This is a genomic window from Curtobacterium sp. PsM8, assembly GCF_030433875.1.
Classification (GTDB): Bacteria; Actinomycetota; Actinomycetes; order Actinomycetales; family Microbacteriaceae; genus Curtobacterium.
In genome coordinates this window covers 1-17,867 of sequence record NZ_JARUXD010000071.1, presented here as the reverse complement: position 1 = coordinate 17,867, position 17,867 = coordinate 1, and the positions used below count along the sequence as shown (strand labels likewise).

Genomic DNA, 17,867 nt, shown 5'->3' with positions numbered 1-17,867 from the left:
CCCGGGACCAGCTGGTCCCGGGCCTCCCGTCCGTCAGGTGCTCGTGGTGGTGCGGCTCGCGTCCCCGACGCGGCTCACGCCTACTGCGGCGGCTGCGGCGGACGCCAGGGTCCTTCGCCGGCCGCGCCGTTGCCGTCCTTGCCGTCCTTGTGCTCGCGACGCCGGAGGTACTGCTCGAACTCCTGCGCGATCGCGTCGCCGGACGCCTCGGGGGAGTCGACGGTGTCCCGCGCCTGTTCGAGCTGCCCGATGTACGAGGCCATGTCCTCGTCGTCCGAGGCGAGGGCGTCGATGCCCTCCTCCCACTGCGCGGCGTCGTCGAGCAGGGTGCCGCGCGGGACGGTGACGTCGGTCAGCTCCTCCATCTTGTCGAGGAGCGACAGGGTGGCCTTCGGCGACGGGGCGTTGTGCACGTAGTGCGGCACCGACGCCCAGAGCGACAGGGTCGTGAGTCCGGCCTTGTCCATCGAGTCGGCGAGGACCCCGAGGATGCCGGTCGGGCCCTCGTACGTCGACTTGTCCACGTCGAACGCGGCACGGACGGTCGCGTTCTCGCTCGACACGAACACCGAGATCGGGCGGGTGTGCGGCACGTCGGCGAGCATCGCGCCCACGAACACCACGGCGTCGATCGAGTAGACGTCGGCCAGGTCGATGACCTCGGCACAGAAGCCGCGCCACGTGCGGGAAGGCTCGGGGCCGACCAGGACGAAGACGTCGCGCTCGGTCGGGGCGCCGGTCGCACCGATCACCGGGCGACCCTCGGCACTCGGCCCGTGCAGGACGATCCGGGGCCACTGCACGCCGCGTTCGCCCTCGTCGTCGAAGCCGACCTCGGGCCGGTTGAACTGGTAGTCGACGTAGCGTTCGCCGTCGATCTCCCGCAGCTCGGAGAGTTCGAGCGCGTCGACGATGCGGCGGGCGAGACCGCTCGCGGCCTCTCCCGCGTCGTTCCAGCCTTCGAACGCGACGACGAGGAGCCGTCCGTCGCTGAAGGGGGAGTGCTGTGGCACGGCAGGGCCTCCTGGTGGTGGAGTGGTCCGCCGCGCTCGCGCGCGCGCCGACCGGACACGATCAGGCATCCACGATAGTCCCGCCGTCGGCCTGCCGCCCTCCACGTGCTGTGCCGCCGTCGCCGGGGTGTCGGACGCGCCCGCCCGTCGGAGGTGACCGGTCACGTCCGGTCGGGTACCGGGGGTGTCCGACGCGCCCGCCCGGCGGCGGCGACCGGTCACGACCTGCCGTCGCCGGGGTGTCCGACGCGCCCGCCCGGCGGCGGCGACTGGTCACGTCCGGTCGGGTACGGGCCTCCAGAGCGACGGTCCGTGACCACTCGGCGGAGGTGAGCGGGGTGTCCTGACCGCTCGCCGGCGCCGCGAGCAGCACCGGACCGCCCCGGACGGCGTCGCCGGTAGACTCGTCGCCCGTGACCGCGCAACCCCCTGCCCCCGCCCAGCCCACGAGCGTGCTGCCCGATGCCGTGCTGTGGGACATGGACGGCACGATCATCGACACCGAGCCGATCTGGCAGGAGTCGCAGGTCGTGCTCACCGCCCGGTACGGCGCCGAGTGGACCCACCAGGACGGTCTGTCCCTGGTCGGCAGCGGACTGGAGCGCTCGGGGGAGATCCTCCGCGACAAGGGCGTCGACATGGAGGTCGAGGAGATCGTCCAGTGGATGACCGACTACGTGGTCGAACGGCTGCACGGTGACGACCTGCCCTGGCGTCCCGGCGCCCGTGAACTCGTCGAGGAACTGCACGACCGCGGGGTCCCGACCGCGCTCGTGACGATGTCCCGGCGGACGATGGCGCTCGTGACGGCAGAGGCGTTCGGCGCCCGCGGCTTCCGGGTCGTCGTGGCTGGCGACGACGTGGACCGTCCGAAGCCGCACCCGGACGCCTACCTGGCCGCCGCCGCACAGCTCGGCGTCGAACCCACCGCCTGCATCGCGATCGAGGACTCCGCCACCGGTGTCGCCTCGGCCCGCGCCTCGGGTGCGGTCACCGTCGCGGTCGAGCACATCGTGCCGATCGCCGAGGGCGCCGGCGACGTGCACCTCACCACCCTCAGCGGCGTCGACGTCGACCGCCTGCTCGAACTCACCGGTCCGGCGCTCACCGCGCGTGCCGCCGAACGCCAGGGAGGCCCGGCCTCCGACCCGACGTCGGCCCCCGTCACCGAAGGGGACGCGCGATGAGCGACGACACCACCACGACGCCGGATGCCGGTGCGCACGACGCCGGAGCGCCGGACGCCGGCGCGCACGACGACATCGTCTCCGCTGCGGAGGTCGAGCTGCCGCACACCGCCGGCGGCGCCCCGCACACCCCGCCCCGCGGGCCGTTCCGCGCCGGCGACCGGGTGCAGCTCACCGGCCCCAAGGGCAAGCTCACGACGCTGTCGCTCGAGCCCGGCGTGGTCTACCACACGCACCGCGGCATGCTCGCCCACGACGACGTCATCGGGCAGCCGGACGGTTCGGTCATCCGTGCCAGCACCGGCGACGAGTACCTGGCGCTCCGCCCGCTGCTGAACGACTACGTGATGTCGATGCCCCGCGGTGCCGCGATCGTCTACCCGAAGGACGCGGCCCAGATCGTGGCCTTCGCGGACGTCTTCCCGGGCGCCCGTGTGGTCGAGGCCGGCGTCGGCTCGGGTGCCCTGTCGCTCTGGCTCCTCCGCGCCATCGGCCCGACCGGCAGCCTGCAGTCCTTCGAGCGCCGCGAGGAGTTCGCCGCGATCGCCCGGGGCAACGTCGGCACCTTCCTCGGCGCCGTCCCCGACAACTGGTCCGTCACCGTGGGCGACCTGGTCGAGGAACTGCCCGAGGCCGTCGAGCCGCAGAGCATCGACCGTGTCGTGCTCGACATGCTCGCGCCGTGGGAGTGCGTCGACGAGGCGGCGGACGCGCTCGCTCCCGGCGGCCTCATCGTCTGCTACGTCGCCACCGTGACGCAGCTGTCCCGCACCGCCGAGGCGCTCCGCGACACCGGACGCTTCACCGACCCGCAGTCCAGCGAGACCCTGGTGCGCACCTGGCACGTCGAGGGACTGGCGGTCCGTCCGGACCACCGGATGGTGGCGCACACGGGGTTCCTGATCACCGCCCGTCGTCTGGCGGACGGGGTCGTCCTGCCGAACCTCAAGCGTCGTGCCGGCAAGGCCGAGTTCTCCGACGAGGACGTCGAGGCCTGGACGCCCGGCGCGGTCGGCGAGCGCGGGGCCAGCGACAAGAAGCTCCGGAAGGTCGCCCGCCAGGCGGCTGCCCAGGCCCGGAAGGTCGCAGCTGCCGAAGCGGCCTCGGCGGCGTCCGACCCCTCCGACGGCGACCGGTAGGCTTCCCCCGTGCCCGTCCTGCATCGACCGGAAAGAGGATCCGTGCGCGCCATCCCCGCACTCGTCGTCACCATCGGACTCCTCGCGTCGCTGACCGCGTGCGCCACGCCCGGGGCCGGAACTGCCGGCACGTGCGCCCCCTCCGGCGCCGCGTCCGAGTCCGTGACGGCGAAGGGCGCCTTCGGTTCGGAGCCGAAGGTCAACGTGCCCGCCGGTCTCACCGTCCGCGGGACCCAGGTCTCGGTCCTCCGCCAGGGCGACGGCCGCACGATCGGTGACGGCACGCCCGTACTGCTCGAGTACACGCTCGTCGACGGTGCCACCGGAGCGGTCGCGCAGACCACCGGCTACACCGGCAGCACCGCCCCGCTGACGGCCGGTTCGACCAACGGCGGCGCGCTCGGCAAGGCGCTCGAGTGCTCGCGCGTCGGCGACCGTCTCGCCGTGGTGATGCCGAAGTCGGCACTCTCCGGCACCGCCGCCACCGCCGACTCGGGGTCCACGGCGTCGAAGGCCGAGGACTCCGCCGTCTTCGTCATCGACGTCAAGCGCGCCTTCGACGCACGCGCCAGCGGGACGCCGCAGCTCGCCGGTGACGGCATGCCCGCCGTCGTGCTCGCTCCGAACGGCGCGCCCGGCATCACGATCCCCTCGTGGTCGGCGCCGAAGGAGAACGTGCAGCACCTGCTCCGCAAGGGCGACGGTGCGACGCTCACCGCGAAGGACACGGTCGTCGTCAAGTACACCGCCGTCTCGTGGGGCAGCAGCACGGCCGACTCGGCCGTCGTGGGCTCCAGCTGGACCGACGGCTCCGGCGCGCAGCCGTTGCCGCTGGCGAAGGGCCAGATCGCCGAGGGCATCCGGAAGGCGCTCCTCGGCCGTCACGTCGGCGACCAGGTCCTGGCGATCGACCACGAGCAGGGTGCCGCGTCCGGGTCCGCGTCCGCGTCCGCGTACGTCATCGACGTGCTCGGCGTGATGCCGCGCTGACGCGCACCGCAGGCTGCGTAGGATCGGCACGTGCCCACCACTCGTGCTCCCCGTGTGCCCGCTGAGGAACGGCTGTTCAGCCTGGTCCTGGCGCTCCTGTCGACGGAGTCCGGGCTGACGAAGTCCGAGATCCTGGCGAACGTCCAGGGCTACCGACAGCGCTACAGCACCGGCGGGGACAACGCCTCGCTCGAGCGTCAGTTCGAGCGGGACAAGGACGACGTCCGCGAACTCGGCATCCCGCTCGAGACCATCGAGACGCCGGGCGCCGCCGGCAACAACCAGACGCTGCGCTACCGGATCCCGAAGGGTGAGTACGACCTGCCGCTCGACGTCCGGTTCACCCCGGACGAGTCCGCACTGCTCTCCCTCGCTGCGATGGCGTGGCGTGAGGGTGCGCTCTCCGCGGACTCCCGCCGCGGGCTGCTCAAGGTCCGCTCGGCCGGCTCGGACGACGACGGGTCGGACCACGACGCGGGCGACGGTGCCGCCGCCATCGGCGCCTACGCACCACGTCTGCGCACCCGCGACGCGGCCTTCGAGCCGCTGCGCTCGGCCCTCGACCGTGCGGCCGCCGTCCGGTTCTCGTACATCACGCCCGGGCACCACGAGGCCCGGGTCCGCGAACTCGCCCCGCTGGCGCTCGTGCAGCACGGTGGCCGGTGGATGCTCGCGGCGCACGAGTTCGCGACCGACTCCGAGAAGAACTACCTGCTCGCCCGGATCGTCGGTCCGGTGACCCAGTACGAGGTCGGGCAGCACCCGGCTCCCGCCGACGCGGGGGAGCGGGCACTGGCCGGGCTCGACCGCGTCTGGGCGGAGCGCACCGCGACGGTGCACGTCGGCCCGGGCTCCGACGCCGAGCGCCGACTCACCCGCCGCCGGGACACGACCTCGACGACCGAGGGCGAACTCGTGATACACCACGTCGACCCGCAGATCCTGGCCGAGGAACTGGCCGCCTTCGGGCCCGAGGTCCGCGTCGTCGAGCCCGAGGACCTGCGGCAGCGAGTGGTCGACCGGCTCCGGGTGCTCGTCGAGGACCACACCGGTGCGCCCGACCTCGGTGCCGCGGACGAGACCACGGGGAACGACGGAGCGACGCATGGCTGACGCGCAACCGCTGCAGGCGCAGGACAAGCTCGCCTTCCTGCTGGCCCTGGTGCCGTACCTGATCGACCGGGAGCGCGTCTCGGTGTCCGAGGCCGCCCGGCACTTCGGCGTCCCGGAGTCCCGGATCCGTCGGGCCGTCGAGCTGATCGCGGTCTCCGGTGTCCCCGGCGAGACCATGCAGTACCAGCACGGCGACCTGTTCGACATCGCCTGGGACGACTTCGACCAGAACGACATGATCGTCCTGACGAACCTCGTGGCGATCGACGACGCCCCGCGGCTGTCCGCCCGCGAGGCCTCGGCGCTCATCGCCGGCCTGCAGTACCTGTCGGCGCTGCCCGAGGCCGCCGACAAGGACGCGATCCGCGCCCTGATGGCGAAGCTGTCCCGCGGTGCCGGTGGCGCCTCGGGCAACGTCGCCGTCGGCCAGGACTTGCACGATGCCGCCCTGACCGTCATCCGAGAGGCCATGTCCGGCCGCCGCGGGCTGCGGTTCGAGTACGCCGGCCCGCGGACGCAGGGCAGCACCCGCCGGGTCGACCCGCTGCGGGTGGAGTCGATCGACGCGGACTGGTACCTCCGCGCCTGGGACCTCGACCGCGCCGCCGTCCGGACGTTCCGACTCGACCGGATGTCCGGCGTGCACGTCGACGACCGGCCCGCGGAACGCACCCTCGACGACGTCGTGCTGCCGGACACGCTGTTCCAGCAGAGCGCCCAGGACGTCATCGTGACCGTGGAGCTCGACGGCTCGTCACTGCCGCTGGTCGCCGACTTCCTGGCCGACACCGCGGACGCCCCCGACGACGGCGGACGGGTGCGCATCCGACTCGCCGCGTCCGCCGGGTTCGACGGGGTCGTGCGCCTGGTGGCCGGGCTGCCGGGCCGGGCCGTGGTGCTCGACCCGCCGGCGGCCCGCCAGGCCGTGCACGACTTCGCCGCGGCCGCGCTCGACATCCACTGACGGAGCGCTGCCGTAGGATCGGGGCATGGCTTCGACGACCGCGAGCGGGCGAGGGAAGCGGCAAGGGCGCCGTCCCCAGGAGCCCGAAGGCCGCATGTCCCTCGGTCAGCACCTGATCGAGCTGCGCAACCGTCTGTTCAAGGCGGTCATCGCGGTCCTCGTCGGCGCGGTCGGCGGCTGGTTCCTCACGCCGTTCGTGCTCGATTCGCTCCGGTCCCCGGTGACGCAGCTCGCCCGGGTCGGCGGTCACACGGCCGAGCTCAACTTCCCGATGATCACCGGTGCGTTCGACCTGCGGTTGCAGATCGCGATCACGATCGGTGTCGTCATCGCCAGCCCGGTGTGGCTGTACCAGATCTGGGCGTTCATCGTCCCGGCCCTGGTCCGGCGTGAGAAGCAGTACGTCTGGGGCTTCCTCGGCACTGCGATCCCGCTGTTCTTCGCCGGGTGCGCCTTCGGCTGGTACGTCCTGCCGCACGTTGTGGGGATCCTCGGCAGCTTCGTCTCCGCCCAGGACACCTCGATCGTCGACGCGAAGGCCTACTACGACTTCGTCATCAAGCTCATCGTCGCGGTCGGCATCGCGTTCGTGCTGCCGGTGTTCCTGGTGCTGCTGAACTTCGTCGGCGTGCTGTCGGCGGCGGCGATCATCCGCTCCTGGCGTGTGGCGATCGTGCTCATCCTCGTCTTCACCGCACTCGTGACCCCGTCGGCAGACATCCTGTCGATGTTCATCCTGGCGATCCCGATGGTCGTGCTGTACTTCGCTGCCTGCCTGGTCACGTGGATCCACGACCGCCGCCTGGCGAAGCGTCAGGCCAAGCTCGACGAGGAGTACGGCCTGTGACCGAGACGAGCCTCAGCCCCGCCGAGCGGTTCGCCGCCGCGAAGGTCCGCTCACGCTCGCGGAACCTCGAGCTGTTCCGGACCGACCTGCGCTTCGATCTCGACCCGTTCCAGTTCGCGGCCTGCGACTCCGTCGACCAGGGCCGGAGCGTCCTGGTGGCCGCACCGACCGGTGCCGGCAAGACGATCATCGCCGAGTTCGCGATCTGGCTGGCGATGCGGCAGCCGACCGCGAAGGTGTTCTACACGACGCCGATGAAGGCGCTGAGCAACCAGAAGTACGCCGAGCTCGTGCAGGCCTACGGCGAGACCGAGGTCGGGCTGCTCACCGGCGACACGAACGTCAACCCGCGGGCCCGCGTCGTCGTGATGACGACCGAGGTCCTGCGGAACATGATCTACGCCGACTCGGACCTGCTCGACGACCTGGCCTGGGTCGTCCTCGACGAGGTGCACTACCTGGCCGACCGGTTCCGCGGGGCGGTCTGGGAAGAGGTCATCCTGCACCTGCCGACCGAGGTCCGGCTGGTGTCCCTGTCCGCCACGGTCAGCAACGCCGAGGAGTTCGGCGACTGGCTCCAGACGGTCCGCGGCGACACCGACGTCATCGTGTCCGAGGACCGTCCGGTGCCGCTCGACCAGCACGTCCTCGTCGGCAACAAGATGGTCGACCTGTTCGACTCGTCGGGTGCTGCGGCGACCAACCGGGTCAACCCGGAGCTGCTCCGTCTGGTGGGCAGTGCCTCCCGGGGGTCCGGCGGTCCCCGCGGCCGACGCGGGCGCGGCGGGTTCCCCGAGCGTCGCGGTCCGCGCACCGAGAAGGCGCACCGCGAGCAGATCGCGAAGATGCTCGACGAGCGCATGCTGCTGCCGGCGATCTTCTTCGTGTTCAGCCGCAACGGCTGCGACCAGGGCGTCCGGCACGTCGTGCGCTCCGGGCTGTCCCTGACGACGGCCGACGAGCGTCGGGAGATCCGCGAGACGGCCGAGTACCACTGCCGCACGCTGCTCGACGAAGACCTGGCCGTGCTCGGCTACTGGGAGTGGCTCGAGGGCCTCGAACGCGGCGTCGCCGCCCACCACGCCGGCCTGCTGCCCGCCTTCAAGGAGGTGGTCGAGGACCTGTTCCAGCGCAAGCTCGTCAAGGTCGTGTTCGCCACCGAGACCCTGGCGCTCGGCGTGAACATGCCGGCGCGCACGGTCGTGCTCGAGAAGCTCGAGAAGTTCAACGGCGAGGCCCGGGTGCCGATCACGCCGGGGGAGTACACCCAGCTCACCGGCCGCGCCGGTCGCCGTGGCATCGACGTCGAGGGCCACTCGGTCGTGCAGTGGACGGACGGCCTCGAGCCCCAGGCTGTGGCCTCGCTGGCGAGCCGTCGGACGTACCCGCTCAACTCGTCGTTCAAGCCGACCTACAACATGGCCGTCAACCTCATCGAGCAGTTCGGTCGTGACCGAACGCGTGAGGTCCTCGAGACCTCGTTCGCGCAGTTCCAGGCGGACCGGTCGGTCGTCGACCTGGCACGCAAGGTCCGCTCGCAGCAGGAGTCGCTCGACGGGTACCAGGACGCCATGCAGTGCCACCTCGGCGACTTCACCGAGTACGCGGCGCTCCGCCGTCAGCTGTCGGACCTCGAGCGCACGAACGTCCCCGGTGGTCGTGAGGCGTCGCACGGTGCCCGTCAGGAACGTCAGGCCGCGATCAGCGAGGTCAGACGCCAGCTCCAGCGCCACCCCTGCCACGCCTGCCCGGACCGCGAGGCACACGCCCGCTGGGCCGAGCGCTGGTACAAGCTCAAGCGCACCAACGACAAGCTCGTGCAGCAGATCCGCTCGCGCACGGGTGCCGTCGCGACGACGTTCGACCGCGTCACCGACGTGCTGCTGGCGCTCGGGTACCTGGTGCAGGACGCGCAGGGCGACGTCACGGTGGCCGCCGGTGGTCGGCGTCTGCAGCGCATCTACGGCGACCGCGACCTGCTGGTCGCCGAGTGCCTGGAGGCCGGGGTCTGGAAGGACCTCACGCCCGCGCAGCTGGCCGGCATGGCCGCGACGATCGTCTACCAGCCGCGTCGTGAGGACGCGCCCGGCACCGAGCACGCCGTCCCGCGCGGCGCGTTCCGTCCGGCTCTCGACGAGACGCTGACGATCTGGTCGCGCCTGGACGACGTCGAGCGGGACGCCCGACTCGCGGGCTCCGAGCCGCCGACCCCGGCCATCGCGCTCGGCATGTTCCGCTGGGCGTCCGGCTCACCGCTCGACGACGTGCTGCGCTCGCTCGACCTGGCCGCCGGTGACTTCGTCCGCTGGTCGAAGCAGGTCATCGACCTCCTCGACCAGATCCGCAACGCCGGCGACCCCGACCTGGCGCAGGTCGCGCGTCGTGCCACCGACGCGGTCCGCCGCGGCATCGTCGCGTACGCGACGGTCTGACGGGAGGCCCGGTGACGGTCCTCGGGACAGCCGCGCGCCCGGCGCGGGCGGGCGTCCGGCATGCGCACGGGCCGTCGACGCCGGACGTGCCGGGTTCGGCATCCGTCTTCGCCGCGCTGCCGCTCGGACAGTCGGTGCCCCTCTCGGTGATCGGTGGCCTGCTCTTCGCCCTGTCGTTCCCGTCGCCGGGCTGGTGGTTCCTGGCCTACCCCGCCGTTGCGTGCCTGCTGCTCGCGGCGATGGGGCAGCGTGCCCGTCGGGCGTCCTGGCTCGGCCTGCTCGCCGGTGCCGTGTTCTGGGTGCCGGCGATCTCCTGGGCCGGGCGGTACCTCGGCCCGGTGCCGTGGTTCGCGCTGGCGTTGCTCGAGGCGGCCCTCTTCGCCCTCGGCACGGTCGCGATCGCACTGGCCTACCGGTGGGTCCCGCGGGTGGTGACCTCGACCGCCGGGCGGGTGTGGGGCCTCCCGGCCGTGGTGGCCGCGCTGTGGACCGGACGCGAGTGGTTCTCCGGCAGCTGGCCGTACGGCGGGTTCGCCTGGGGCCGGGTGGGCCTGTCGCAGTCGCAGGGTCCCTTCACGCACCTCGCCGCGTACGTCGGCGTGCTCGGGCTGAGCTTCGTCGTCGTGTACTGCGTCGCCGTGGTGGTGTCGCTCGGGCTGGTCGGCGGTGTCCGGCTGCCGATGCGCATCGCGACCGCCGGCCTGCTGGTGTCCGCGGTGCTCGCCGTGCCCACGTGGCCGACCGCGGTCCACGGCACCGTCCGCATCGAGTCCGTGCAGGGCAACGGTCCGGCGGGGTACTTCGACCGGGCACAGCCGGGCGACGTCCTGCGCTCCCAGGTCGCCGCGACCGACGTCGACGCCCGCGGGGTCGACCTGGTCGTCTGGCCCGAGGCGGGCGCCGAGTACGACCCACGCCGTGAGCCGGTCATCGCCGGAGCGCTCGACGCGGTCGTGCAGAGCGTCGGCGCGCCCATCGTCGCCGGAGCCGTGACGCAGACCTCGTCGGGCGTGCTGCACAACACCTCGTTCGTCTGGGGTGCGGACGGCTGGCAGGCTTCCTACGACAAGAAGCGCCCGGTGCCGTTCGGTGAGTACGTGCCGGACCGCTGGTTCTACTCGAAGCTCGCGCCGTCGCTGATCGGTCTGCTGCAGCGCGACTACACGCCGGGGACGAAGCCGAACGTGCTGCCGGTCGCGGGCATCCGGGCGGGCGTGATGATCTGCTTCGACGTCGTCGACGACGGGCTGACCGCCGACCTGGCCCGTGGGGGAGCGCAGGTGATCCTGGCGCAGACGAACAACGCGGACTTCGACGGCACCGACGAGAACCTGCAGCAGCTCGAGATCGCGCGGATGCGGGCGGTCGAGACCGGACGCTCGCTCGTCAACATCTCCACCGTCGGGGCGTCCCAGGTGATCGACCCGGACGGTCGCACCATCGACCGGGTGCCCGCGTACACGGCGACCTCGATGGTGACCGACGTCCCGCTCGGCACGTCGACGACCCCCGCCACCGTGGCCTCCGGGGACGTCACCCTGGTGCTGTCGCTCGGCGGGCTGCTCGTGCTGCTGGCCTGCGCTCCCTGGCGTCGACGGCACCGCTGAGGTCGTCCCGCGGGGAGCCGATCGGACCCCGCGCACTGGGAAGGGACTGTGAATGCGGCCCCACCGGAACGAAACCCGGGTGGTGTGGGTTGGACCGGGGGAACGAGCGAGAGGAGTCGGACATGGCTGATCGGAGTCTCCGAGGCATGCGGCTCGGGAGCCAGAGCCTCCAGAGCGAGGACGGTGTCGAGCTCTCCGAGCGGAAGCGCGCCGTCTACCAGGCGGCATCGGGCGAGACCTTCGACGTGGTGTTCTCCGCCGACGCCGAGGTCCCGCAGGTGTGGTCGGACCCACGGAGCGGTTGGGAGGGGCGTCTCCTCGGTGAGGACGGCAAGCCCGTCGAGATCGCTGCCGAGGACGTCAAGGCACCGCGCACCCACTGGGACATGCTGCTCGAGCGGCGCTCTCGGGAAGAGCTCGAGGAGCTGCTGGAGGAACGTCTCCAGATCCTCCGGGCCCGTCGCGGCGCCTAGCCGCCCTGCCCCGTCGCGGCGCCGAGCCGCACCGGACCAGACGAGCCGGACCGGACCAGACGAGAACGGCCCGCTCCCCAGCAGGGGAGCGGGCCGTCGTCGTGTGCGACGTCAGTCGGTTCAGTCGCGCGCGGGATCCGTGCCGAACGCAGCGTCGGCTTCGCTCTCGGCAGCCGCGAGCCGTTCGTCCATGCTGCGGTCCGACTGGGCCAGGCGGTCGTCGAGCTCCGACGGCGGCACGATGTCCGCGACGGAGGCGTCGGCCGCGGGGGAGCCGGAGCGTCCGGCACCGTCCCGTGCCTGGGTGTTGGCGAGGCTCTCGTCGGCGAGCTTCGAGATCCGCGACAGGAAGTCCGTTCCGGCAGCGCCACCGGCCGCCGACCCACCGGAACCGGTCCGCTGGGCGCTGAAGCCCTTCGCGATGCCGGACAGCGCCTCGGTGAACTCGCTCGGGATCATCCAGAGCTTGTTCGAGTTGCCCTCGGCGATCTTCGGGAGCATCTGCAGGTACTGGTAGGACAGCAGCTTCTCGTCCGGGTCGCCCTGGTGGATGGCGTCGAACACGGTCGCGATGGCCTGCGCTTCACCCTCGGCCCTGAGGACCTGGGCCTTCGCGTCACCCTCGGCACCGAGGATCGCGGCCTGTCGCTGGCCCTCGGCCTCGAGGATCTGGGACTGCTTCGTGCCCTCGGCCTGCAGGATCGCCGCACGACGGTTCCGCTCGGCGCGCAGCTGCTGCTCCATCGCGTCGACGATCGACACGGGCGGCTCGATGGCCTTCAGCTCGACTCGGCCGACACGGATGCCCCACTTGCCGGTCGCTTCGTCGAGGACGACACGGAGCTGGCCGTTGATGTTGTCGCGGCTGGTCAGTGCCTCTTCGAGGTTCAGGCCACCGACGACGTTGCGGAGCGTGGTGGTCGTGAGCTGCTCGACGGCGCCGAGGTAGTTCGCGATCTCGTAGGTGGCGGCGCGGGCGTCGGTGACCTGGAAGTAGACGACCGTGTCGATCGAGACGACCAGGTTGTCCTCGGTGATGACGGGCTGCGGCGGGAACGAGACGACCTGTTCACGCATGTCGATGAGCGGCCGGAGCCGGTCGATGAACGGCACCAGCAGGTTCAACCCCGGAGTGAGGGTCTTGTGGTACTTGCCGAGTCGTTCGACCACGCCGGCGGTGGCCTGAGGGACGATGCGGATGGCCTTCGCGAGGACCGTGATCACGAAGATCACGATGACCACGATCAGGACGATGAGCACGACCGTCCCGGTGGAGAGCGTCATTGGGCTGCCTTCTGTTCGATGCGGACGACGGCGGTGGAGCCTTCGATGGACTCGACGACCACGCGCGTGCCGAGCGGCGGCGTGCGGTCGACGGCGCCGGCAGCGAACCGGGCGCTCCAGGTCTCACCGTTGGCCAGGCGGACCTGACCGGGGGCGGAGGGTGTGAACCCGAGGGCGACCGTGCCGGCCATGCCGACCAGTCCCTCGACGCCGGTGCGGTGCGGGTCGGCACCGCGGTTCAGCGCCTGCAGCACACGAGGACGTACGACGGCGAGCAGCAGCAGTGCGAGCACCGCGGCGATGATCGCGCTGAGCCACCACGGGGCGCCGAGCAACGCGGCGATCAACCCGCCGGCGGCGCCGGCCGCGAGCATGAGGAAGATGAAGTCGAGGGTGAAGACCTCGACCACCCCCAACACGAGCACCAGGGCGATCCACACGATCACCTGGGTCCAATCCGAGACGTTCACGCGATCTCCCTCCCTTGCATCGCGCACGGCCTTCGCAGCATCGCGATGTCCGGTCCTGTTGCGTCCAACGTATCAGCGACCACTGATCGGCAGGTGGCACCGACCGGCTCGGGTGGTGGCGGGCGCACGCTTGCTAGGCTCGATGCCGCCCGGGACGACCAGGACCGGCGCCGCCCCACGACAGGAGACAGCACTGTGAGCAGCCCCCTCGCCCCCGGATCCCTCGACGGCACGCGCGCCCTCGTCACCGGCTCCTCCCGCGGCATCGGAGCGGACACCGTCGGGTACCTGGCCGAGGCCGGCGCGAAGGTCGTCGTCAACTACCGCAACAAGGCCCGTCGTGCCGAGCAGATCGTCGAGAAGGTCGTCGCCGCCGGGGGAGCGGCCCTGGCCCTGCAGGCCGACCTCACCGACCACGACTCCGTGCAGGCCATGGTCGACGCGGTCGTCGCCGAGTGGGGCGGCATCGACCTGCTCGTGCTCAACGCCTCCGGCGGGATGGAGTCCGGCATGGGCGAGGACTACGCGCTCCGCCTGAACCGCGACGCCCAGGTCGACATGCTCCAGACCGCGGTGCCGCACATGCCCTCCGGCTCGCGGGTCGTCTTCGTCACGAGCCACCAGGCCCACTTCGTCGAGACCGCCGAGACCATGCCCGAGTACGTCCCGGTCGCGAAGAGCAAGCGGGCCGGCGAACTCGCCCTCCGCGAGCTCCTGCCCCAGCTCGAAGCGGCGGGCATCGAGTTCGTCACCGTCTCCGGCGACATGATCGAGGGCACCATCACCGCGACCCTGCTGAACCGCCTGAACCCCGGCGCGATCGAGGGCCGTCGGGACGCCGTCGGCAAGCTCTACAGCGTCTCCGAGTTCGCGGCCGAGATCGCCCTCGCCGCGGTCGAGCCGATCCCCGCCGACCACACCAAGCTCGTCGGCGACGTCAGCTCCTTCACGGTCTGATCGAAGTGACCGCTGCACCCGGCCTGCGCCGGACCTCCCGGATCCTGCTGCTCGACCCTGACGGCCGTGTGTTCCTCATGGACACGAAGGCCCCGTCGTCCGACGGCGCGCACCGCTGGATCACGCCGGGTGGTGGCGTGGACCCGGGGGAGTCGCACCGTGACGCGGCGATCCGCGAACTCCGCGAGGAGACCGGCATCGTCATCGACGAACCCGGCGAGCCGGTCTGGTCGTGGGACTTCGCCGTCGAGTGGGACCAGGCCGACCACGACCGTGGGCACGCCGAGTTCTACGTGGTCCGGACGCCCGGCTTCGCCCTGTCCGATGCCGAGTGGACCGACGACGAGCGGGTCGACATCCTCGCCTCGCGCTGGTGGACGGCGGATGAGCTCGACGCCACCGACGAGCCCTTCGAGCCGGCGGAACTGCCGGACCTGGTGCGTCGCCACCGCGACTGACCACGGGCCGGGAGGCGCGGTATCAGGCCGCCACGCGCCTCCCGTCCGACCCGTGGTCCCGCCGGTACCGGCGTCCCTGCGAGCGACACGCCGTCGTCGGCGTAGCGTCGCGTCCATGACGTACAGCCAGCCGGATCCGGCAGAAGAGACCACGCAGGCAGAGCCCGAGCAGCCCGACACGGAGCAGTCCACCGTCGGCGAGCAGGGCGAGGAGCACGCAGCGCTCGAGATCGACAGCTCGGACGTCCCGACGACGTCCGACGACTCGTCGAACTGACGCTCGCACACCACGCCGGACGCCTGGTGACGGCACTCAGACGAGTGTCGACACCAGGCGTTCGACGCGTCTGCGGACGTCGTCGCGGATCGGGCGGACGGCCTCGAGCGGCAGGCCTGCCGGGTCGGTGAGCTCCCAGTCCTCGTAGCGCTTGCCGGGGAACACCGGGCAGGCGTCGCCGCAGCCCATCGTCACGACGACGTCGGCGTGCCGGACGGCGTCCGTGGTGAGGACCTCCGGCGTCCGGCCGACGATGTCGATGCCGACCTCCTGCATGGCGGCCACCGCGACCTGGTTCACCTGGTCGGCGGGTTCGGAGCCGGCGGAGAAGACGTCGACGCGGTCACCGGCGATCGCGCGGAGGAACCCGGCCGCCATCTGCGAGCGGCCGGCGTTGTGCACGCAGACGAACAGGACGGCCGGACGGCGGGCGGGCTGGACTGCTGCGTCGCTCATGCGTCCATCTTGCCGGACGGTTGGCGGCCCCGGTCGGCGCGTGCCGCGTTCCTGGTGGTCGCCGCACAACAGACGCTCGTCCGAACCGCGGCTTCCCGTGGTTCCAGCAGGCTTCTGTTGGGCGCAGCCGTGCTGAACCGGGACGCCGGAGCGTCAGGCCGTGCTGGGCGGGGTCCGGCAGCCGTAGCGGGCGCCGCACAACAGAAGCTCGTCCGAACCGCGGCATCCCGTGGTTCCGGCAGGCTTCTGTTGGGCGCAGCCGTCGTGAACCGCCGCGCCGGAGCGTCAGGCCGTGCTGGGCGGGGTCCGGCAGCCTCGAGCTGTGCGCCGATAATGCATATTATGTCAGCTCGGATGGATTTGAGCGCTGGTGATCCACCACCTCGACGGGCCCTGCGCTCCCCTCGTCGTCGCTGTGGCACGATCGGGCCGACGACAGCAGAACGGATCTGTCACACGGGGGCGGTCGACGACACCTCATGATCGGAGGTGGTCGTGAACAGACCGAGGGGGCCGGGCGAGATCCCGGACACAGAACTCATCACGTCGATCGGGCGCGGTGACGCCGAGGCGTACACCGAGATGCTCGACCGGCACAGCCGCGCGGTGTTCCGGTACGCCTGGGGGCTCGCCGACCAGCGGTCGGACGTCGACGACATCGTGCAGGAGACGTTCCTCGTCGCCTGGCGCCGTCGGAAGGACATCCGGATCGTCGGGTCGAGCGCACTCCCCTGGCTCCTCACCAGCGCCCGGAACATCGCGATGAACACGAACCGCCAACGCCGGTCGCACCGCATCGACGAGATCGACGAACACACGGGCGCATCGGACGCGTGGTACCGGCAGGTCGAGCACGACGAGGCCGCACAGCAGCTGCGGTGGGTGCAGAACGAGATCGCCGCGCTCGACTCCCCCGACCGGGAACTCTGCGAGCTCTGCCTCCTGCAGGACCGGACCTACGACGAGGCCGCCGCCGTGCTCGGCCTCTCCCCCGTCAACGCGCGCAAGCGCATCCAACGATCCCGCGCCCGGCTCCGGACGAACCGCGCAGCGCAGGGGATGGAGAACATCTCATGATCACCATGCCGCCGCCCGAGGGTGCTGCCCTCGACGCCGCCATCACACCGATCCGCCGAGCGGTCCTGGAGCAGACCGTCGCCCGGCGCCGGACCCGATCGCGCTGGACCTTCGGCGCGCTGGGCACCGTCGCCGCCGTGACGGTCACGGCCACCGTGCTCGTCGTCGGGAACGTCACCGGGGCCTCGGACTCGGTGCCGATCGTGGGCTCGGGACCGCAGGCCGCGACCGCAGCCGAGGTGCTGCAGCGTGCCGCCGACGTCACGGTCCGGACGAGCGACCCCGTCGTCGCCCCCGGCCAGTTCCGCAAGGTGGAGGTGCAGGAGGCCAGCCAGGCCTTCTTCACCGAGGACATGTCCGCGCTCGTGCCCTACTCGATCACCGTGTACCAGCCGGCTGACCCGTCGGCCCAGTGGACCCTCGTCCGCGACTCCGGACAGCCGACCCAGTACTTCCCGGCGGCGAAGGCGGCCGAGGCGGAGTCGGTCTGGAACCGTGACCCGCAGGGGTACCCGGTGGAGACCCTGCACGCGGCCGGCGGCGCCTTCTACGGCACGCCGTGGACCCCGGCAGAGCTCGCCGAGATGCCCCGCGACCCGGCGGCGCTCTACGGGTGGGTGTCCGACCACGCGACCGGTTCGGCCAGCCACGAGGAGGTGATGACCACCCTGATCACCGACGACCTGGGCACCGGGATGGTCCCGGCCGACCTCCGGAGCGCGATGTACCAGGTACTCGCGAAGATCCCGGGCACGACGATCACCCACGACACGGTGACCCTCGACGGGCGCAAGGGCATCGGCATCGGCCGTGACGAGGCGGCCCGCCAGGGCGAGCACTCTGAGATCGTCATCGACCCGCAGTCCGGGGACTTCATCGGCACCAGAACGCTCGTCGGGTCCGGCAACCCGACGCTGCCCGAGGGCACGGTGTTCGACTCGACCGCCGTGACGACGACGGTCGTTGACTCCGCCCCCTGAGGGCACGCCGGAACGCGACCAGTGAACCGGCCGGGAGGCCCCTGGCGGCCCCCCCACCGGCGGTCTGGTATTAACAACTCCCAGCCCACCCCACCAAACCAATAATGTCGAGTTGCGGGGTATGGGTGGAAAAAAAAAGGTGG

The 17,867-nt window shown here is 71.6% G+C and carries 18 protein-coding genes; 14 read left to right on the top strand and 4 right to left on the bottom strand.

All coding sequences use genetic code 11. The features are described 5' to 3' along the window. Window positions 1–80: 80 nt before the first annotated feature. Window positions 81–1,013 (bottom strand): proteasome assembly chaperone family protein, encoded by a 933-nt coding sequence (locus QCD68_RS14380; RefSeq protein WP_111073484.1) that lies wholly within the window; start codon window positions 1,011–1,013, stop codon window positions 81–83. Between the two features lie 413 nt (window positions 1,014–1,426). On the opposite strand from QCD68_RS14380, the gene QCD68_RS14375 reads away from it, so the two are divergent. The 9 genes from QCD68_RS14375 to QCD68_RS14335 all read left to right on the top strand — a co-directional run bounded on the left by QCD68_RS14375 (window position 1,427) and on the right by QCD68_RS14335 (window position 11,765). Beyond that, a complete protein-coding gene (locus QCD68_RS14375) occupies window positions 1,427–2,200 on the top strand; it encodes an HAD family hydrolase (RefSeq protein ID WP_301223513.1) in 774 nt (257 codons plus the stop codon). Next, entirely contained in the window at window positions 2,197–3,339 is a 1,143-nt protein-coding gene (locus QCD68_RS14370; RefSeq protein ID WP_301223512.1) for a tRNA (adenine-N1)-methyltransferase, read from the top strand. Before QCD68_RS14375 ends, QCD68_RS14370 begins: the two co-directional genes overlap by 4 nt. Before the next feature lie 42 nt (window positions 3,340–3,381). Continuing rightward, entirely contained in the window at window positions 3,382–4,329 is a 948-nt protein-coding gene (locus QCD68_RS14365; protein WP_301223511.1) for an FKBP-type peptidyl-prolyl cis-trans isomerase, read from the top strand. Window positions 4,330–4,359: 30 nt separating this feature from the next. Then, a complete protein-coding gene (locus QCD68_RS14360; protein WP_111073482.1) occupies window positions 4,360–5,442 on the top strand; it encodes a helix-turn-helix transcriptional regulator in 1,083 nt (360 codons plus the stop codon). Beyond that, window positions 5,435–6,406, top strand: a complete 972-nt coding sequence (locus QCD68_RS14355; protein WP_301223510.1) for a helix-turn-helix transcriptional regulator — start codon at window positions 5,435–5,437, stop codon at window positions 6,404–6,406. Before QCD68_RS14360 ends, QCD68_RS14355 begins: the two co-directional genes overlap by 8 nt. A 94-nt stretch (window positions 6,407–6,500) precedes the next feature. After that, window positions 6,501–7,253, top strand: a complete 753-nt coding sequence (tatC, locus tag QCD68_RS14350; protein WP_301223514.1) for a twin-arginine translocase subunit TatC — start codon at window positions 6,501–6,503, stop codon at window positions 7,251–7,253. After that, window positions 7,250–9,685, top strand: coding sequence for a DEAD/DEAH box helicase (locus QCD68_RS14345; RefSeq protein ID WP_301223509.1), 2,436 nt, complete (start codon window positions 7,250–7,252; stop codon window positions 9,683–9,685). The genes tatC and QCD68_RS14345 overlap by 4 nt, the downstream gene beginning before the upstream one ends. Before the next feature lie 86 nt (window positions 9,686–9,771). Continuing rightward, window positions 9,772–11,292, top strand: coding sequence for an apolipoprotein N-acyltransferase (gene lnt, locus QCD68_RS14340; RefSeq protein WP_301223508.1), 1,521 nt, complete (start codon window positions 9,772–9,774; stop codon window positions 11,290–11,292). Window positions 11,293–11,414: 122 nt separating this feature from the next. Then, window positions 11,415–11,765, top strand: a complete 351-nt coding sequence (locus QCD68_RS14335; RefSeq protein ID WP_221849535.1) for an RNA polymerase-binding protein RbpA — start codon at window positions 11,415–11,417, stop codon at window positions 11,763–11,765. A gap of 120 nt (window positions 11,766–11,885) precedes the next feature. On the opposite strand, the gene QCD68_RS14330 is transcribed toward QCD68_RS14335, so the two are convergent. Then, window positions 11,886–13,049, bottom strand: a complete 1,164-nt coding sequence (locus QCD68_RS14330) for an SPFH domain-containing protein (RefSeq protein WP_301223507.1) — start codon at window positions 13,047–13,049, stop codon at window positions 11,886–11,888. Further along, window positions 13,046–13,519 (bottom strand): NfeD family protein, encoded by a 474-nt coding sequence (locus QCD68_RS14325; protein WP_301223506.1) that lies wholly within the window; start codon window positions 13,517–13,519, stop codon window positions 13,046–13,048. The genes QCD68_RS14330 and QCD68_RS14325 overlap by 4 nt, the downstream gene beginning before the upstream one ends. Before the next feature lie 195 nt (window positions 13,520–13,714). On the opposite strand from QCD68_RS14325, the gene QCD68_RS14320 reads away from it, so the two are divergent. The 3 genes from QCD68_RS14320 to QCD68_RS14310 all read left to right on the top strand — a co-directional run bounded on the left by QCD68_RS14320 (window position 13,715) and on the right by QCD68_RS14310 (window position 15,211). Continuing rightward, window positions 13,715–14,476 (top strand): SDR family oxidoreductase, encoded by a 762-nt coding sequence (locus QCD68_RS14320; RefSeq protein ID WP_301223505.1) that lies wholly within the window; start codon window positions 13,715–13,717, stop codon window positions 14,474–14,476. 5 nt (window positions 14,477–14,481) lie between these two features. Then, window positions 14,482–14,934, top strand: a complete 453-nt coding sequence (locus tag QCD68_RS14315; protein WP_301223504.1) for an NUDIX hydrolase — start codon at window positions 14,482–14,484, stop codon at window positions 14,932–14,934. Between the two features lie 115 nt (window positions 14,935–15,049). After that, window positions 15,050–15,211: a hypothetical protein gene (locus QCD68_RS14310; RefSeq protein ID WP_221849539.1), complete on the top strand. Its 162-nt coding sequence runs from the start codon at window positions 15,050–15,052 to the stop codon at window positions 15,209–15,211. 36 nt (window positions 15,212–15,247) lie between these two features. Here the strand turns inward: QCD68_RS14310 and QCD68_RS14305 are convergent, their stop codons facing one another. Beyond that, on the bottom strand, window positions 15,248–15,667 hold the full coding sequence (locus QCD68_RS14305; protein ID WP_301223503.1) for an arsenate reductase ArsC: 420 nt from the start codon (window positions 15,665–15,667) through the stop codon (window positions 15,248–15,250). 495 nt (window positions 15,668–16,162) lie between these two features. On the opposite strand from QCD68_RS14305, the gene QCD68_RS14300 reads away from it, so the two are divergent. Together QCD68_RS14300 and QCD68_RS14295 are read left to right on the top strand one after the other, a co-directional pair. Further along, the gene (locus QCD68_RS14300; protein ID WP_301223502.1) at window positions 16,163–16,744 is read left to right on the top strand and encodes an RNA polymerase sigma factor; all 582 of its coding nucleotides are present in this window, start codon (window positions 16,163–16,165) and stop codon (window positions 16,742–16,744) included. Then, window positions 16,741–17,724, top strand: a complete 984-nt coding sequence (locus QCD68_RS14295) for a CU044_5270 family protein (RefSeq protein ID WP_301223501.1) — start codon at window positions 16,741–16,743, stop codon at window positions 17,722–17,724. The genes QCD68_RS14300 and QCD68_RS14295 overlap by 4 nt, the downstream gene beginning before the upstream one ends. Window positions 17,725–17,867: the final 143 nt, after the last annotated feature.

Bases quoted from the DNA above. Each gene is read 5' to 3' on its own strand.
- QCD68_RS14370 (WP_301223512.1), top strand. From the start codon at position 2,197: ATGAGCGACGACACCACCACGACGCCGGATGCCGGTGCGCACGACGCC.
- QCD68_RS14355 (WP_301223510.1), top strand. From the start codon at position 5,435: ATGGCTGACGCGCAACCGCTGCAGGCGCAGGACAAGCTCGCCTTCCTG.
- tatC (WP_301223514.1), top strand. From the start codon at position 6,501: ATGTCCCTCGGTCAGCACCTGATCGAGCTGCGCAACCGTCTGTTCAAG.
- QCD68_RS14335 (WP_221849535.1), top strand. From the start codon at position 11,415: ATGGCTGATCGGAGTCTCCGAGGCATGCGGCTCGGGAGCCAGAGCCTC.
- QCD68_RS14330 (WP_301223507.1), bottom strand. From the start codon at position 13,049: ATGACGCTCTCCACCGGGACGGTCGTGCTCATCGTCCTGATCGTGGTC.
- QCD68_RS14310 (WP_221849539.1), top strand. From the start codon at position 15,050: ATGACGTACAGCCAGCCGGATCCGGCAGAAGAGACCACGCAGGCAGAG.
- QCD68_RS14305 (WP_301223503.1), bottom strand. From the start codon at position 15,667: ATGAGCGACGCAGCAGTCCAGCCCGCCCGCCGTCCGGCCGTCCTGTTC.
- QCD68_RS14295 (WP_301223501.1), top strand. From the start codon at position 16,741: ATGATCACCATGCCGCCGCCCGAGGGTGCTGCCCTCGACGCCGCCATC.